Source organism: Paucibacter sp. DJ2R-2 (assembly GCF_025717675.1).
Taxonomy (GTDB): domain Bacteria; phylum Pseudomonadota; class Gammaproteobacteria; order Burkholderiales; family Burkholderiaceae_C; genus Paucibacter_A.
On sequence record NZ_JAJIRT010000003.1, the window covers coordinates 227,688 to 242,798 of the forward strand.

Genomic DNA, 15,111 nt, shown 5'->3' on the forward strand with positions numbered 1-15,111 from the left:
GATTGCCTTTGAAGCATCGGCAGGCGCTGCAAATCACCAGATGCCGATTGAGCCGCCATTGAGCGAATAGCGAGTTGGGTTCGTCTGCATCTTGCATCAGCAACAATGAGCTTTGCCGACAGGTGATGTCTAAGGACTTCATTTGCCTCTCTGCGGCGAAAACCACTTTTGCTCGAGGCATTCGCGCAGGCGTAGACGCGCTCGGTGCAGCAACACTCCGCAATTTCCAGGGCTTACGCCCAGTGTCTTCGTGATTTCTTCGACGTCCATGTCCATCCATTCACGCAGCATGAAGGCTCGTCCTTGCTTCTCCGGAAGATGATCGATGCAAGCTTCCAGAACTGTGAAGAACTCGGCCTGCTGAAGTGATCGTTCTGGATCTCCCCAATCTGAAGGGGGATTGGACCAGTGCCCATCGGACAAAAACAGTGTGTCCATCAGGCCGGGATCTTCGTCCAGGGAAACTTCCCGCGGTTGCTTTCTGAGCTGATCAATCAGCTTGTGCTTGAGGATGCCGAACACCCAAGTTTTGAACTGGCTCTTTCCTTGGAATGAAGGCGCGCGCATGAGCGCAGCAAGCATGGTCTCCGAGACTGCGTCTTCTGCACCGGCGCTGTTTCGCAGCTGAAACCTCGCGAACTTCAACAATTGCGGCCGAAGGCTGGCCAGTTCCGCCGCCACCTTTGGATCCGGGTCACTCACTTGATCTTCGTTCTCGGGCTCAAGGTCGACTGGATGCATTGATGCGACTTCCATCGCACAGACGCTGTTGATCACGCGGTCGTCGCGGTCGGGTTGCGACATGTCAAGAAGCCATCTTCGGAAAATCTCGACTGGTAAAAGTAAGGAATCGACGTTATCCTATCTTCTTTTTTGCTTTGGTGTGCGTGATTTCAATCCGACGCAATCTGAGGCTGCCGTGTCGACATCACGGCCTTGATTCGCGTCTACCGAGGCGACTTGAGGTGGCTTTGGCGTTGAGGCACACGGCGCAATTCACGTAGTAATTTCATGCCCGACATTTCAACCATCAAGGCTGCACTCAGCAGCATCGAGACTGCCGCCGACATTGCCAAGGTGCTTCAAGACTCCAACTCATCATTGGAGAAGTTTGAACATAAGTCGCAGCTTGCTAATCTGGTTGAAGCTTTGGCGAATGCCCAAATGGACTTGGTCAATTTGCAAGGAAAGCTCTCCGAAAAGGGAAATAGGGTCGCTCAACTGGCGCTGGTGCTTGAGTCTGACCTGAGCTATTTCTTCTGACTATTTGTTGGACGAGTTTGTGGGCTGCCGCTGTGCTTTAAGGTAGCTGTTAGCAGGCTACGCCTTCATGTGCCGCTTCGAGCTGTATGGGGCTGGTCTGGCTGACGCTTGAATGACGCCGTGTCAGGCTGTAGCTGCGGTCTGTAGTCGAGAGTCTCAGGCCATGCCGCGTTGAGCGTTCTGTAGACTTTGCGTGCAAGCCATTGGTTATTGATCGAACTGGAGCGCCCCTGTACGGTCGATTTGCGCCGCAGCTCGCTGCACGGTTCATGCTTCCCCTGAGGTCCTTGTGCAGCAGCAACAGCCCAAAGGGTTCTCTTGTGTGTTGACTGCCACGTTCTGTATCGGCGCAGAAGCGGCAGCAACTTGCCTCGATGCCAAACGGCCATGAGCAGCGCCGCTTCTCGATGAGTTGCAGTCCGAAATCCCCGCCGCTGGCCAGCACATCGCGCCAGAACTGACGGGTGCCGTAGGTGCGGTCACTGTCCCGGCGGCCATTTTTTTGACCAGCATGCTGATGGTCTCCTGGATCAGGAAGCGGCTTGCGGACTGGGCGTCACTGCTTCATCGAATCCCTTATGGGTCTTAGGTCTTCCAAGTGCAGATCAAGTGGGTGCGATCGGTGCGATGCGTGTGCCACTTTTGGTGTTGCGCTTGGTACCGCGTTTAGCAGGCTTGTTGGCCATGGCTGGTTCCTTGAGTGGCATGTAGATGTGGAGTTAGTAGCTTGAGATCGACGGGCTAGACGGATGAGTCGAGGCTGGATGCGAAAGAAGCCCGCTGCAAACGGGGATAAGTCCGCCTACAGATAATGGTTTCAGTGTTTTTGGAGTTTTAACCATGCAGTCTCTCGACAACCCCGCGCAGGACCGCGAAATCGGCCGCCGCAGCGATGCTGGCGATGCCAGCACGCAGGACAGCACCCGCACCGACGACACCCGCATCGGCGCCGTCCGCCCCTTGATTTCGCCGGCCCTGCTGCTGGATGAGTTGCCGCCGCCGGACAGCTCGCTGCAGCTGGTCGAGCAGGCGCGCCGCGACATCAGCGATGTGCTGCACGGCCGTGATGACCGCCTGCTGGTGGTGGTGGGCCCATGCTCCATCCATGACCACGACCAGGCCATGGACTACGCCCGCTTGCTCAAGGACCTGCGCGCCGAGTTGCACAAGGACCTGCTGATCGTCATGCGCGTGTACTTCGAGAAGCCGCGCACCACGGTCGGCTGGAAGGGCTACATCAACGACCCGCGTCTGGACGGCAGCTTCCACATGAACGAAGGCCTGCGCCTGGCGCGCAAGCTGCTGCTCGATGTGACGGCGCTGGGCTTGCCGGCCGGCACCGAGTTCCTGGACCTGCTGTCACCGCAGTACATCAGCGATCTCGTGTCCTGGGGCGCCATCGGCGCGCGCACGACCGAGAGCCAGAGCCACCGCCAGCTGGCTTCCGGCCTGTCCTGCCCGGTCGGCTTCAAGAACGGCACCGACGGTGGCATCAAGGTCGCCAGCGATGCGGTGCTGGCCGCCAGCGCCAGCCATGCCTTCATGGGCATGACCAAGATGGGCGCGGCTGCGATTTTCGAAACCCGCGGCAACGACGACTGCCACATCATTCTGCGCGGTGGCAAGGCGCCCAATTACGACGCGGCGTCTGTTGCCGCCGCGTGCGAGGCCATGCGCAGCGCCGGCCTGCGCGAGCAGGTGATGGTGGACTTCTCGCATGCCAACTCGAGCAAGAAGTTCGAGCGCCAGATCGATGTCGGCCGCGACGTGGCCGCACAGATCGCCGGCGGCGACGCACGCATCACCGGTGTGATGATCGAGTCGCATCTGCAGCCGGGCCGGCAGGATCTGGCCGAGGGCCAGACCAAGCAGGATCTGCTGCCCGGTGTGTCCATCACCGACGCCTGCCTGGGCTGGTCGCAGACCGAGCCACTGCTGCGCGAACTGGCGGCAGCCGTGCGTGCACGGCGCGGCTGAGCCTGAGCGGCAGCAGATCGGGGGAGACCGCGTACGGTCGCTCTTTTTTCTGGTTGAGGGCAGGTCTGCAGGAATCCAAGCACAGTGGGCGTGCAGCCGGGTCGTGACGGCTGGGCGACGCGCTGAGGGGATGAATACGATCCAGTGGCTTGCTTCCAATGTAGCGCCGGCAGCCCTGCCATGCGGCCGTCCGATTCTGTGGTCCTCGCGGCTCGACCTTCTTGTAGGTCATTGGTGCCAAGGCCAGAGCGCGCTCACCCGTTCGATGGCTCTCGTGACCAATGTTGCGTGAACGTGTGAGTCTTTCTATTCCAGATAGCTAAGTGGAGTTGATGGACCCCAGGACGTGCGCAAGCCCTTCACAAGATGCTGAATCGGTGGGACAGCAGCTGGCGTGCGCTTGCATTCACACTGTCCTTCTTCGAGCTTTCCTGGTGGGTGTTCTTGAGTCTCGTCATCAACTCTGACGATACCTGCGATGCTTGGTCACACCTGCGAAACCTAGGATGGTCCGCTTATCGAACAAGGAGGCAGGAAATGCATTCAATCGTCATCAAGCCCGTTGACTTCAATCGGGTGTTCGTGGATCAGGGCTTGGCGGTATCGGACTTCAAATACATCATCCTGGCCGAGGGGGACTCGTGGATGGAGCGCAGCGCCGTTCTGCAAGGGTCACTTCCGGATTTCTACAGCTTTTTGTCAGACTCCAAAGACGAGCCCACACTGATCATCAACTTGGCTACTTTTGGTGACGAACTCCGTCGAATCGGCACGGTGCAACGCAAGGAATTCAAGTATTGGCTGAGGCAATTCGAGTACGACGCTATTTTCTTCAGTGCAGCAGGCAATGACTACATCGATGCGGCGCGTGACCCCGATCCTGGACAAGGAATCCTGAAGCAGTTCAACCATGCAGGTGCGCCCTCCGCTGCGAACGACTGCATCGACTGGCTGGCAGTCAATGAGCTGCGACAGACGTATTTGGGCCCTTGCTTCAAAGCTGTTTATGACATGGTTCAAGCGAGCCCACGAAACAAGGGCAAGCCCATTCTGGTCAATAGCTATGACGTGCCTGTCGCCCGCAACGCTCCAGCAGTCAGGAAGGCTTGGCTCTATGAAGCCTATGTCAAGAACAACATCCCGGAGGCGCTATGGCCAGCTGTGACGGCTGCTATCTTCGCGTCTATTGGTGACGAACTGAGTTCATGGGCAGTAGGGCGCCCTTGCGTGGCTCTGGTTCCAACTCGCAACGTGCTCAGTCCAGCCGATCCGACGAGTCAGGGCGAAAGTGGCGACTGGATCAATGAGATTCATCCGAATCGGCAGGGCTGGGAGAAGTTGGCGCCGATTTGGCGGGCGACGTTCCGAAAGGCAGTGGGATTGCCGGCGGAAGCCTGAGGGCGAGGCAGTCTGAGCTTCGTTTTTGAGTGTTCGAAGTTCTTGGCGAGCTGCCCAGCTTCTCACCCACACCCAGGCGGTTCAGTGGGTTGCAGGGCCTTGCTCAGGTGTGGCTTGGATGGTGTCCAGCCATTCCTGCCAGGTTGATTCGCTCACGTCCAGACCTTCAATGGCTTGCGTGGTGTGCGGCGCGTGAGGCTGGCGCAGACCCTGAATGAGTCGGCCTACCCATTGACTGATTGGTGTGCTCAAGGTTTCAAGATGTGGCATGACAGGCTCCAGTTGCATAGAAGCTACTTTCGGCGGTCAGCTTCAAATCGTCTATCCGACTCCTGGGTGCCTACCTTTGGGGGGGGCTGTGCGCGACTAGGGTGTGTGGGATGTTGGGGGGCGCTCTCGTTCTCGCGGTCGAGGGGTCTGTTTTCGGAGTGTTGAGTTGCCGGAGCCACAGCCAGCGCCCTCGCGACTTCTCAGTGTTCTGGCGGGAATGCTTTGCCAGGTCTCACGCTGTTCAGTCCGGTGGTTGTCGTGCGGTCTGATCTATGGATTTGGAGTCCCTTGCCACTGTCGTGATGAATGATCAGGGTTGATGACAGTGCTTTGCACGATCACGAATGAGGTGTTGTTGGTCGAAGCGTTTTTGTGTGGATGGCACTCTTGGGCAGCGCGCCTCCTGGAGGGCAACTCGCCTAGGGCAGTCGGCTCATCCCGATTCCTTTGGATGAGGCCGTTTCGAGCCTGGCTGTGATCTCGCTGGTCGGGGTGCACGACGGCTCCCACATGGTGGAATGCAGCGAGGTGGTGACCTTCCCGCGGTGGCGGTGGGCCACTTGATTCCACTGTGTGCCATGGCCGGGCTGAAGCCGACTGAACGACAAGCGTAGCGTGCTCAGGTTGACGGCAAAGATGTGCGAACGCCTCGTACTGAGTTCCTGTGCGCTTTCCAACGGATCACACCTGCGATGCGCATGCCGATGGGCCGAAAATTGGTTTATGAGTTCGCGCGGTTCCTCGCGCGTTATTTCCGTTTTTGTTTTTTGAGCGTTTTTCTTGAACCTGGGGGCGCCGCAGTGGCCGGGTCGGTCGCACGCATTGCAAGCGCCAACCAGGTTGAACCGTTTATCTAAGGGCTTCAGGGAGACTCCTCCCGCATCGTTCGAAACCGATGAGCATGAATGGACCCATCTGCAGTTTCACGCCTTCGCTGACACCTCCGCTGCTGAGGGCGCCTAGCTGGATTCCAGCAGGCCGTGGGCCGCAGCTCTTTGGGCGGATGCTCTTCGATTGCGGCAGTGCAGACGCGCATTGATACGCTGGAAGCGTGAGTTCACGGAGGTCGTTGTCAGGCCGGTGCGTTTTGCGATTTCCTTCGTGCCCAGGCCTTGCCACTCCATAGAAAGCAGGGTGACATCGTGGGTTTGCAGTCTTGCCGATTCGCGCAGGCGGTCTTGCAGATGTCGAGTCAACCATTCGTGCAGCTCGGCTGCGAGTGCGCGAGCCAGTGTGCGCACCAATTGCGCTTGCTTGCCTTCGAAGTCGTCCGGCGTCGCGCTGCCCAGGCACAGCATTTCGAGGCGATCTAGATTGGATCCTGCGGGCGTGGGCACGATGAGGCAAGATTTGAAACCATACTGATTGGCAAGTTCGATGGCTTGTGCATCGTTGGCGTCTTGCCGTGGCACTTGGTGGTCCGTACCGGCCACAGTGCGGCTTCGGGCGAAGCGAAACCATGGGTGTTCCAACATGGAGCCGACCGTGCACTGAGCCTGTGCGAAACCAGGATGGCAAGCAAAGAGGCTGAAGCTGGAGGCCTCTAGGCCACCCTCAGGGATGCTGGCGGTGTAGATGCTGCCGCTGGCGCCGATGGCCATGGTGGCCCGAGCCAGGCGATCGAGCAGCTCAGGCGGGCTGTTCGCGAGCGGGATCTGGACGATGGCCTCCAGTGCATTCTCCGCATAGTGCTCTGTCTTCGCGATCTCTAGGATGGAGCTGTGCGGTGCTTGTGTATTGGATGACATGGTCAAACTCCCGTTTGATTTGGGCGAGCAACAGCGGGGCTGTGAAGCGCAAGGGATCGTTGTCCAGGCAGGCGTCGAACTGTTCGCGGTTGTCAAACAAGGTCCACCACTCGGTCCTTGCGTTGCCTCCGCCTGCGCAGGTCCGGCCGGCTGCTACGCCGGAAGGTACGCTCAAGAGCTGAACCTTCCAGCCTGCGCTAGGGGCAGATGCTTTGAGTGGCGCAGGGGGCCGGGTGGATTTCGCGGTCCTCCTGCGATGGGCGGGGTTTTCCAGCCTGGAGGGTATTGCCGGTCTGGCATTCCCTGCGTCTCTGACTTCGAGCATTCTGTTGTTCAACACGGCGGGCTCCGGGTGTGAATGGCCAGACGCGGGGCGGTGCGCTTGTGACCTTGGCTGTCACTGGTCGCGGCCCTCTATTGCCGAGCCAGCCGCAGCTGGGCCATGGGCAAGCTCGTCGAGAGGGGCGGGCGCCTGACGTGCCGGACCTGATGGCCAGGAAAGACTACCGGCGCCCAAACGATGGCGTGCGTTCGACGGTCGGGATCATGGCGGGCACATGCCGCGAGTTCAAGGGCTGAGTTCCCATGTGGGTGTGAGCGTTCGGTGGGCCCTTGTAGAGATTGCCCGTTCGCCTGCGTTGTCGCAGTCGATGCTGTTCCGCGATTGATGCTGTGCACGATGGGCGTTAGCCGTGCATCCGGCTCTGGGTGCTGCGTAGGTCCTTTCGCACCGTGCGCTGCCCAGGGGCAAGGGCGAAGGTTTCATGGTTCGATACGGAAGCGGGAGAGCAGGGCGGTCACTCGCGGGCAGTTAGCCTGGCCCTAATGGTGCTTTCGTTCGGTGTCCGTCAGAAAGAGGAGAGCGGCCGCGCTGGCTTTCTCGCCTTCTGCGGCTTCGCATCCTAAGATTCAAAGTTGTCGTCCAACTTCGATGCATGACGCCGCATTGCGATGGTGAAGAACTGGCAGTCCGTGCTCTCGCGTGTCAGGGCCGCCTTGATGCGCCGTGGCCGCACGCGCCATGATGCGGACGATTTGGTGCAGGAGGCCTGGATCCGTCTGGCCTGCCAGGAGCAGCAGCAGGTCATCACCAGTCCTGAAGCCTTTTTGATGCGGATTGCGCTGAATCTGTCGATCGATGAATTTCGCAATGCCAGAAACCATGGCGAGCAGGTTTTGATCGAGGACCTGGTGCTGGTCGATACCAGACCTTCTGCCGAGTCCACACTTTTGGCTCGAGAACGGTTGACGCGACTGAGTGAGTGCTTGGCGCAACTGGATACCCGTACTCGCAGGATATTCTTGGCCCACCGTGTCGATGGCATGAGCTATCTTGAAATTGCAAGGGAGCAGCGTTTGAGTATCAGCTCGGTGGAGAAGTACGTCGCCAAAGCCACCTTGGTGATCACCCGGTCAATGGAGGGCTGGTAGCCATGGATGCTTCAGCAGACCCCGATTCAAAGGATACCTCGGGTCCCCACGTGACGCCTGAAATCGCGGCCGAGGCCTCGGTCTGGATTGCCCGGCTGCACGGGCCGGATCGTGGGCCAGAGATGGAACGCGAGTGTTTGGCGTGGCAGGCCCGTTCGGCCGCCCATCGATTGGCGTTTGAGCGATGTACCGACGTGTGGGAGTCGGTGCCGGGCGTCCGCTTGGCGGATGCTTTTGCGAGCGCCTCGCGTCGTGCATCCGACGCAGGCGGCGGCGGTGAAGCAGGTCCGGGCTCCCAGAGGTCCGCCAGCCGCATCTGGATCCTGGCACCGGCCTTCATCGTCCTTCTTGCCGGGGGGAGTGGCTATTGGCACTTTGTGCGTGGCGGCGAATCCTTTGGTACCCAAGTGGGCGAACAACAGCAACTGATGTTGGTGGATGGCACCCGCATGACCCTGAACACCGATACCCAGGTTCGCGTGGACATGGGGACGTCAAAGCGAACCGTCGAGTTGCAGCGTGGTGAAGCCTTGTTTGAAGTCAGCAAGGACCCGGAGCGGCCCTTTGTGGTGAAGGCTGGTGGCAACGAAGTGGAGGCTATCGGCACGGTGTTCTCGGTGCGCATGCCGGGTGGCAGTGGTCAGGGTTCTCAGGAGTCGGCAGTGACGCTGATCGAGGGCCAGGTGGCAGTGCGACCGCCTGTGGCTAGAGACGTCCGTGGATCTGAGGCCGACAAGGCAGTGTTGATGCAGCCAGGGGAGCGCTTGCGTTGGGTTCCACAGGAACTGGGCGCCAGTCGACCCGTGCGACCGCAGCTGGATCGGCCGAAGTTGGCGACTGTGCTGGCCTGGCGACGCAATGAAGTGGATTTCGAGGATGCGTCCTTGATGGAGGCCACATCAGAGATGAATCGGTACAGCCGCACACCGATTGTCTTGTTGGGGAACGGCACGCTCGGGACGCTTCGAGTCAGTGGTCTGTACCGGACGGGAGATAGTGCGGGCTTTGCCCATGCAGTGGCTGCCTTGCACGGCTTGCGGCTGCGTGAGCAGGGCGGACGTCTGGAGTTGTCGCAGTCTCAGTAGGGCAAGCCCTGGCGGAAACGCACTCGACCAGCTCGTCATCTCGATGTCACCAACCTGGAACTTCGAGAGAGGCACGAGATGTTAGGCAAAGTATTCAGAGGCAGTCGATGGGGCGGCAGCCATTTGTTGGACAGCGCCTTGCTTGCGCTGGCTTTGTGCTGTGGAGCGGCATGTGCCAGCGAAGCTGCTAGTGCTGCAAAGCATCGGATTGATCAGCCGGCGCAACCTTTGGGTGAGTCGCTGCGGGCGATCGCCCGACAGACCGGCGTCTCCATTGTTTTTGATCCTGGCAAGGTCAATGGCCGAACATCGCGCTCGGTATTCGGCCATTTGACGGCAGCAGAGGCTATTGCTCGTGCGCTGGAGGGGTCTGGCCTGACTCCCACTGTGATGAGTGACGGTTCGATCGTGGTTCGCCCCGCACCGACGCCGGGTACTTCAGGGCCGGCCAGTGGGCCGGGCGCTGCGACCGTTCCTACTCTGGAACTTGCGCCTCGCCCTTCGGGCATGGCCGTCGCTGTGGCTGATGCTTCAAGCAGCCGACCCATGATGGCCGTGACGGCCTCGCTCGTGAACTCCGATGCGGCCTCGACTGAAGAGGGCCATGGAACGGTGGCTTCACTCGGTCGGATTGAGGTCACCGGATCTCGCCTCAAGCGCATTGAGGCGGACGGCCCCACGCCTGTCAATGTCTACACGCGCGGCGATATCGACCGCAGCGGTCAGCCCTCGTTGGAGCGCTTTCTCAGCACTTTGAACGAGGCCTCGGTGAGCCCCGGAGAAAGCAGCTTTGTCGCCACGACCGGTCAGGGATCCGTCCAGCTTCGGGGTTTGCCTTTAGGTTCAACCTTGGTGCTCATCAATGGTCGCCGTTTGCAGGCCGTGGGTTCCTCGTCGGCCAATTTCTTCAATCTCAACCTGATCCCCATGGCTGCGGTCGATCGCATCGAAGTCGTTCCCGTAGGCTCATCTGCAGTCTATGGCGGAGATGCGCTGGCGGGTGTGGTCAACGTCATTCTCAAGAAATCCCTCGACGGCTTGGTGCTCGATGCACGCCTTGCCTCAGGGCAGGGCAGTGGGGATGGAAACATTTCCATGGGTGCTGGCACTCGCACGCAGTCCGGCTCCTACATCGTGCTTGGCGCCTACAACAAGGCCTCTCCGCTGACCATGGCCGAGCGGGGTTTCTTTGTGGATGCCGATTACCGGCGCTTCGGCGGTGTCGATGCGCGCACCCGTTCGTGCACCCCGGGCACGGTGAGCAGCAGCACAGGTGCGAATCTTCCAGGGCTGAATTCATCGTTCGCAGCCATCCCGACGATGGCGCCAGGCCAAGCCTTGACCCAGGCCAGCTTCACCGCAAGCGCCGGGCAGGCCAATCTGTGCAATTCCATGGCCAATGGCAAGGGCAGGGCGCTGGTGCACGGCACGGAGAGCCTGTCTTTTCATGCCGCCGGGGACTACCGGCTTAGCGATGACTGGTCGGTGTTCGGTGAGTTGACCCTTGCAAAGGACAAGCTGTCGGCGGAAGAAGGCGGTCTGCTTTTGAGCAATGTTCTGGTTCCTGCCACCAATCCGCACAATCCCTTCAGTGTTCCTGTACGTGTGACCGCCCGCCTAGGTCCTGAGAACGGATTCGAGCGGTTGGCTCGTGACACCGATTTCACACGGGCTTTGGTGGGGATGCGCGGTGAGCTGCCGGCTGGATGGGAGCTGGAGGCTTCGTTTTCAAGCACGCGCGACGATGGTCAGCGACGCCTGTCCAACACCACGCCCAATGTGGCAGCCCGCACCGCGGCCTTGGCCGCGTCCAGCGCCGCTGCTGCACTCAATCCCTTCACGGCGGGCAAGGCGGCCAGCGATGAGGTCCTCCAGGCGATTTGGTCGGACTCGATTCGCGACAACCATGGCCGCAAGGACCAGGTCAGTGCTTTTCTGCGTGGCTCGGTGTTGGAGTTGCCCGCCGGGAGCGTGGATCTGATCGCGGGCGCGGAGGCGGCTCGCGATCGGTACCGGACGGTCACGCCGGGGAGCTTTGACATCGCCGCGAGACGCTCTAACAGTGCGGCCTTTGGCGAAATGCATGTACCTCTCTGGCGATCCAGTCCCAGCGAGGGTCCTGCCCGCGAGATGGCGGCGCTCACCATCGCTGCGCGGCGTGACCACTACAGCGACTTCGGCAGCGCAAGCACATACCAAGCTGGCTTGGAGTTCCGTCCGAGTAAGACAACGCTCCTGAGGGCTTCAACCGCCACGTCCTTCAAGCCGCCTACTTTGCTCCAGACCAAGGTAGATGATCTGCGCTACAGCACGGAAGCCTTTGGACTGGTGGATCCGGCACGAGCGAACGCACCCATTGTGGGCGGTGAGGTGTTGCGCACCACCAACCGGGACTTGAATCCCGAAACCGGCCGTGCCTTGGCATTTGGCGCTGTTTGGGAGCCTGAGTCCGCGCAAGGGACCCGTCTCGGTGTGACGGCTTGGCGCGTGAAGATCGATGGGCTGATCTCGCTTTTGTGGCCGCAGGTGGTCTTGGCCAATGAGGCTCGCTTTCCTGGTTTTGTGACGCGTGCGCCAGCGGCTCCTGGTCAGGTAGGTGCTGTTACACAGGTGCTCTATGCCGAGGTCAATTACGGCGGTGTTGACACCTCGGGGCTGGACTTGGAAGCGGCCCATGCCTGGAAGACCGAGGGGAGCAAGTGGACCTTGTCCGCCAGTGCCACGCGTACTCGCGACTACGAGGTGACGCTGGCACCAGGAGCTCCGGCCGAGAACCGTCTGGGACGACGTGCCATCGACTTCTGGTCACCGGCGTGGAAGGGGCGTCTGTTTGCAGGCATGGATCGTGGCGCATGGAACATGGGACTGACCAGCCGCTACTTGGGGCGCTACCGAGATTCTTTGCCCAGCGAGCGCCGGCTCGGAGGCTATTGGCTTCACGACATGGCGGCGACTTTCAAACTGGCACCGCTGGGTCTGAGCTTGGCTTCCGCCAAGGACGCCTCGCTCTCTTTGTCGGTGGCCAATATTGCCAATCGCATGCCGGAGTTTGTCGAATCCTCGCCCTACTACGACTTCACCCAGGGTGATTGGCGCGGCCGCTACCTGAGCCTGCGTTTGTCCATGAGTTGGTAAGCGCCGACCAGGGGTCTGCCGAGTATGGGGGGACATGGGCCCTTGCGGCGATCCGGTCCGCGCCGTGTCCTCGCTGTCCTTTCGTTGCCTCAGCGGTTTCCGCACTTTTCCGCAAGCCCCTGAGCTTTCTTCCTGCGATGACCTAGGGCAGCGCACTTCGTGGCGTCGCCTGGCGCATCTCAGCGCCCGTGCTCAGTGGCTCCCTTGTTGACTGGGCTCGGCCTGGCCTCGTAGGCCGGACGTTGCTTGGCTCATTTCTATTCCTGTTTTTGAACCCGACCGATGAGTCCGGGGGATTCCATGTTGCAAACACTTTTCTCCCATTTGATGCGCGAGGGCTGGACTGGCTTGGATGACGGGCTTTGGTTCTGCCTGTTGATCTTGTGTCTTGTGTTGCCACTTCCAGAGGCCCATGCGGCCATGGGGCCGACGGTGCGAGAGCTGATCGAGTTCACGCGCATCATTCAGCCGATTCAGCATGACGCTGAAACGCTGCAGAGCCAGGTGTCGCCGGATGGCTCACAAGCCTTTGTGGTCACCCGTACGGCTAAGGTGGCCAACGACGTGAATCGGTTCGAGATCTTGCTGCTGGACCTGAACGCCGGGCGCCTGGCCGCCTCGGCACCTGGTGCTGCTGTTCGCGTGTTCTCGGTGGAGTCGCGCAATGATGACGACGATGCGAACCCTTCGTTGCGCGAGGTCCGCTGGCATGACCATCGAAGTCTTGTGTTTCGGGCCCGCCTGCACGACGAGCCGTTCCAGGTCTATCAACTCGATGTGTTGACCCAGCGCTTGACGCAGTTGACCTACGCGCCCCTGGGGGTCCTGTCCTTTGACGTGTCCGGTGATTCGAGGCGCGTGGTCTATGTGGCCCCGGTGCCCAACCCTGCGATGCCCCCTGGAGCGCGCAGCGTGGTGGTGGGAACTCACTCATTCTGGAGTGTCCATTTTGGGCAGGACAGCTTTCGGACCCAGCAGCGCCGCTATCAGTTCTTTGTGGCGGAATCGGGCTCCCGCATGGCCGCACGGCCAGTCGGTGTGCCCTTCCCGGAGAGCGCCGGTGGCTTCCCATCGGTCAGCATGTCACCGGACGGACGGTGGTTGGTCTTGCCCAAGTACGAGCCGGGCCGGCAGCTCGCGTGGGCCGCGGACTACCCTCAGATTGCTGAGGCGACTGCGAAGTACGGACCATCGGTGACACTGGATCCGCTGGCCTACTACTCGCGCCCCATGAGCTATGTCTCGCGACGTTTGGTGCTCTACCGCCTCTCCGACGGCCAGGAGCAGCCCATCCTCGACGCGCCAGATGATGTCTTGCCGGGCAACCAGACGCGCACGGATCGGCTCTGGCAGGATGGTGGCGTTTCCTTGGTGATCGCTGGTACCTATCTGCCGCTGCAGGACGCTGTGAATGCGCCAATGCCTGCCAAGTCAGCTTCGGCCAGTCCGTCGTCTGGCACGCCTCACTCCAAGCCAAGCCCCGCGTCTCACATCATTGAGTTCTGGCCGGATACAGGGCGCTGGCAGATCATTGCCGCACTCGGGCAGCGTTTGAAGACGGCCTTTCCGATCGCCGGCAAGGCTGGCGCATTCATGGCGATTGATGGTGGGCAGCACCGCCGTTTTGAGCGTGGCGCGGATGGTGTTTGGCAGGAGTTAGAAGCCGCTGTAGGCCCGGACCCAAGTGCGCCAGGTTCAGGCCCGGCCTGGCGCCTGAAAGTCGCTCAATCCCTGAACCAACCGCCTGACATCGTCGCCCAGGGCCCTGATGGCGCCGAGGTGCGCCTGACTCAGCTGAATCCGCAATATCGTGCTTCCCAGTGGGGCACGATGCGTGAATACGATTGGACGGACGTGGCGGGGCGCCAATGGCGTGGGGGCTTGATGGTGCCTGCGGACTTCAAGGCGGGTATGCGCTATCCCCTGGTGATTCAGCCCTATGGCTTCTCGCCCAACCGCTTCTATCGCGATGGCTCCAACGACTACGACGGATTCACCAGCGGCTTTGCCGGTCGAGCTTTTCTGCGTGAAGGCATTCTGGTGTTGGCCTTCCCCTGGCGAGCCAGCAGCGGTGCGCCGACTGACGAACCTGGAGCGCGCCAAGCTTTCCACGATGGGGTGAGGGCGGCCATCGATGCGCTGGTGAAGGACGGTTCGGTGGATCGGGAGCGCATCGGCATCTTGGGATGGAGTGCCACGGGCGAGCGGGTGCTGAACTTGCTGACCTTCACAGACACACCGATCCGAGCAGCCACCTTGTTGGATGGTGATGCCAACACCCTGTATTCCATGACGATCACCTATGCGGTGATGGATGGCATCCAGGCTCGCAAGGAACGAACCAACGGGGGCGGCCCTTTTGGAGAGTCACGCACGCGTTGGATTCGCAACGACCCCTCGCTGTACACCGACTGCATTCGAGCGGCGCTGCGCATCGAGACCTATGGGCCTGAGGTTCATAACAACTGGGACATCTATGCACTTTTGCGCAGGCAATATCGGCCCGTTGAGCTGCTCATGATTCCAGGTGGTGCACATGCACTGGCGCGGCCCAGCGAACGCATGATTTCGCTGCAAGGCAATGTCGACTGGTATCGCTTCTGGTTGAAGGGCGAGCAGCGCAACGAGCTGATCGTGCCTGGGGAAACGACTGCCAGCTTGAAGGAACAGTATCAGCGCTGGCAGCAGATGGGAACACTGAAGCAAGCCATGGACAGGCAGCCCGCATGTGTGCGTACGCTGGATCAAAACTGAGTTGGACTACCTCAAGTAGGCGAGATGAATTACGACCTGCGACCGGAACT

General features: G+C 60.5%; 10 protein-coding genes. 7 read left to right on the forward strand and 3 right to left on the reverse strand.

What is annotated here, in order from left to right; all coding sequences use genetic code 11:
- Nucleotides 1-138: 138 nt before the first annotated feature.
- On the reverse strand, nt 139-804 hold the full coding sequence (locus tag LNV28_RS10360; RefSeq protein WP_263568923.1) for a sigma-70 family RNA polymerase sigma factor: 666 nt from the start codon (nt 802-804) through the stop codon (nt 139-141).
- A 207-nt stretch (nt 805-1,011) separates the two neighbouring features.
- Between LNV28_RS10360 and LNV28_RS10365 the strand changes: the two genes are divergently transcribed.
- The 3 genes from LNV28_RS10365 to LNV28_RS10375 all read left to right on the forward strand — a co-directional run bounded on the left by LNV28_RS10365 (nt 1,012) and on the right by LNV28_RS10375 (nt 4,638).
- Entirely contained in the window at nt 1,012-1,263 is a 252-nt protein-coding gene (locus tag LNV28_RS10365; RefSeq protein WP_263568924.1) for a hypothetical protein, read from the forward strand.
- A gap of 840 nt (nt 1,264-2,103) precedes the next feature.
- Nucleotides 2,104-3,240, forward strand: coding sequence for a 3-deoxy-7-phosphoheptulonate synthase (locus LNV28_RS10370; protein ID WP_263568925.1), 1,137 nt, complete (start codon nt 2,104-2,106; stop codon nt 3,238-3,240).
- A 537-nt stretch (nt 3,241-3,777) separates the two neighbouring features.
- Complete coding sequence (locus tag LNV28_RS10375; protein WP_263568926.1) at nt 3,778-4,638, forward strand: hypothetical protein; 861 nt, start codon at nt 3,778-3,780, stop codon at nt 4,636-4,638.
- An 81-nt stretch (nt 4,639-4,719) separates the two neighbouring features.
- On the opposite strand, the gene LNV28_RS10380 is transcribed toward LNV28_RS10375, so the two are convergent.
- Nucleotides 4,720-4,908, reverse strand: coding sequence for a hypothetical protein (locus tag LNV28_RS10380; protein ID WP_263568927.1), 189 nt, complete (start codon nt 4,906-4,908; stop codon nt 4,720-4,722).
- 959 nt (nt 4,909-5,867) lie between these two features.
- Nucleotides 5,868-6,752: a LuxR C-terminal-related transcriptional regulator gene (locus LNV28_RS10385; RefSeq protein ID WP_263568928.1), complete on the reverse strand. Its 885-nt coding sequence runs from the start codon at nt 6,750-6,752 to the stop codon at nt 5,868-5,870.
- A gap of 855 nt (nt 6,753-7,607) precedes the next feature.
- Between LNV28_RS10385 and LNV28_RS10390 the strand changes: the two genes are divergently transcribed.
- From LNV28_RS10390 to LNV28_RS10405, 4 genes are all read left to right on the forward strand, one after another.
- Nucleotides 7,608-8,087 (forward strand): RNA polymerase sigma factor, encoded by a 480-nt coding sequence (locus tag LNV28_RS10390; RefSeq protein ID WP_263568929.1) that lies wholly within the window; start codon nt 7,608-7,610, stop codon nt 8,085-8,087.
- Nucleotides 8,088-8,089: 2 nt separating this feature from the next.
- The gene (locus LNV28_RS10395) at nt 8,090-9,172 is read left to right on the forward strand and encodes a FecR family protein (RefSeq protein ID WP_263568930.1); all 1,083 of its coding nucleotides are present in this window, start codon (nt 8,090-8,092) and stop codon (nt 9,170-9,172) included.
- Nucleotides 9,173-9,250: 78 nt separating this feature from the next.
- Nucleotides 9,251-12,307, forward strand: coding sequence for a TonB-dependent receptor (locus LNV28_RS10400; RefSeq protein ID WP_263568931.1), 3,057 nt, complete (start codon nt 9,251-9,253; stop codon nt 12,305-12,307).
- A 300-nt stretch (nt 12,308-12,607) separates the two neighbouring features.
- Nucleotides 12,608-15,061: an alpha/beta hydrolase family protein gene (locus LNV28_RS10405; protein WP_263568932.1), complete on the forward strand. Its 2,454-nt coding sequence runs from the start codon at nt 12,608-12,610 to the stop codon at nt 15,059-15,061.
- Nucleotides 15,062-15,111 lie beyond the last annotated feature (50 nt).

Bases quoted from the DNA above. Each gene is read 5' to 3' on its own strand.
- LNV28_RS10400 (WP_263568931.1), top strand. From the start codon at position 9,251: ATGTTAGGCAAAGTATTCAGAGGCAGTCGATGGGGCGGCAGCCATTTG.
- LNV28_RS10365 (WP_263568924.1), top strand. From the start codon at position 1,012: ATGCCCGACATTTCAACCATCAAGGCTGCACTCAGCAGCATCGAGACT.
- LNV28_RS10405 (WP_263568932.1), top strand. From the start codon at position 12,608: ATGTTGCAAACACTTTTCTCCCATTTGATGCGCGAGGGCTGGACTGGC.
- LNV28_RS10370 (WP_263568925.1), top strand. From the start codon at position 2,104: ATGCAGTCTCTCGACAACCCCGCGCAGGACCGCGAAATCGGCCGCCGC.
- LNV28_RS10380 (WP_263568927.1), bottom strand. From the start codon at position 4,908: ATGCCACATCTTGAAACCTTGAGCACACCAATCAGTCAATGGGTAGGC.
- LNV28_RS10360 (WP_263568923.1), bottom strand. From the start codon at position 804: ATGTCGCAACCCGACCGCGACGACCGCGTGATCAACAGCGTCTGTGCG.
- LNV28_RS10375 (WP_263568926.1), top strand. From the start codon at position 3,778: ATGCATTCAATCGTCATCAAGCCCGTTGACTTCAATCGGGTGTTCGTG.
- LNV28_RS10390 (WP_263568929.1), top strand. From the start codon at position 7,608: ATGGTGAAGAACTGGCAGTCCGTGCTCTCGCGTGTCAGGGCCGCCTTG.
- LNV28_RS10395 (WP_263568930.1), top strand. From the start codon at position 8,090: ATGGATGCTTCAGCAGACCCCGATTCAAAGGATACCTCGGGTCCCCAC.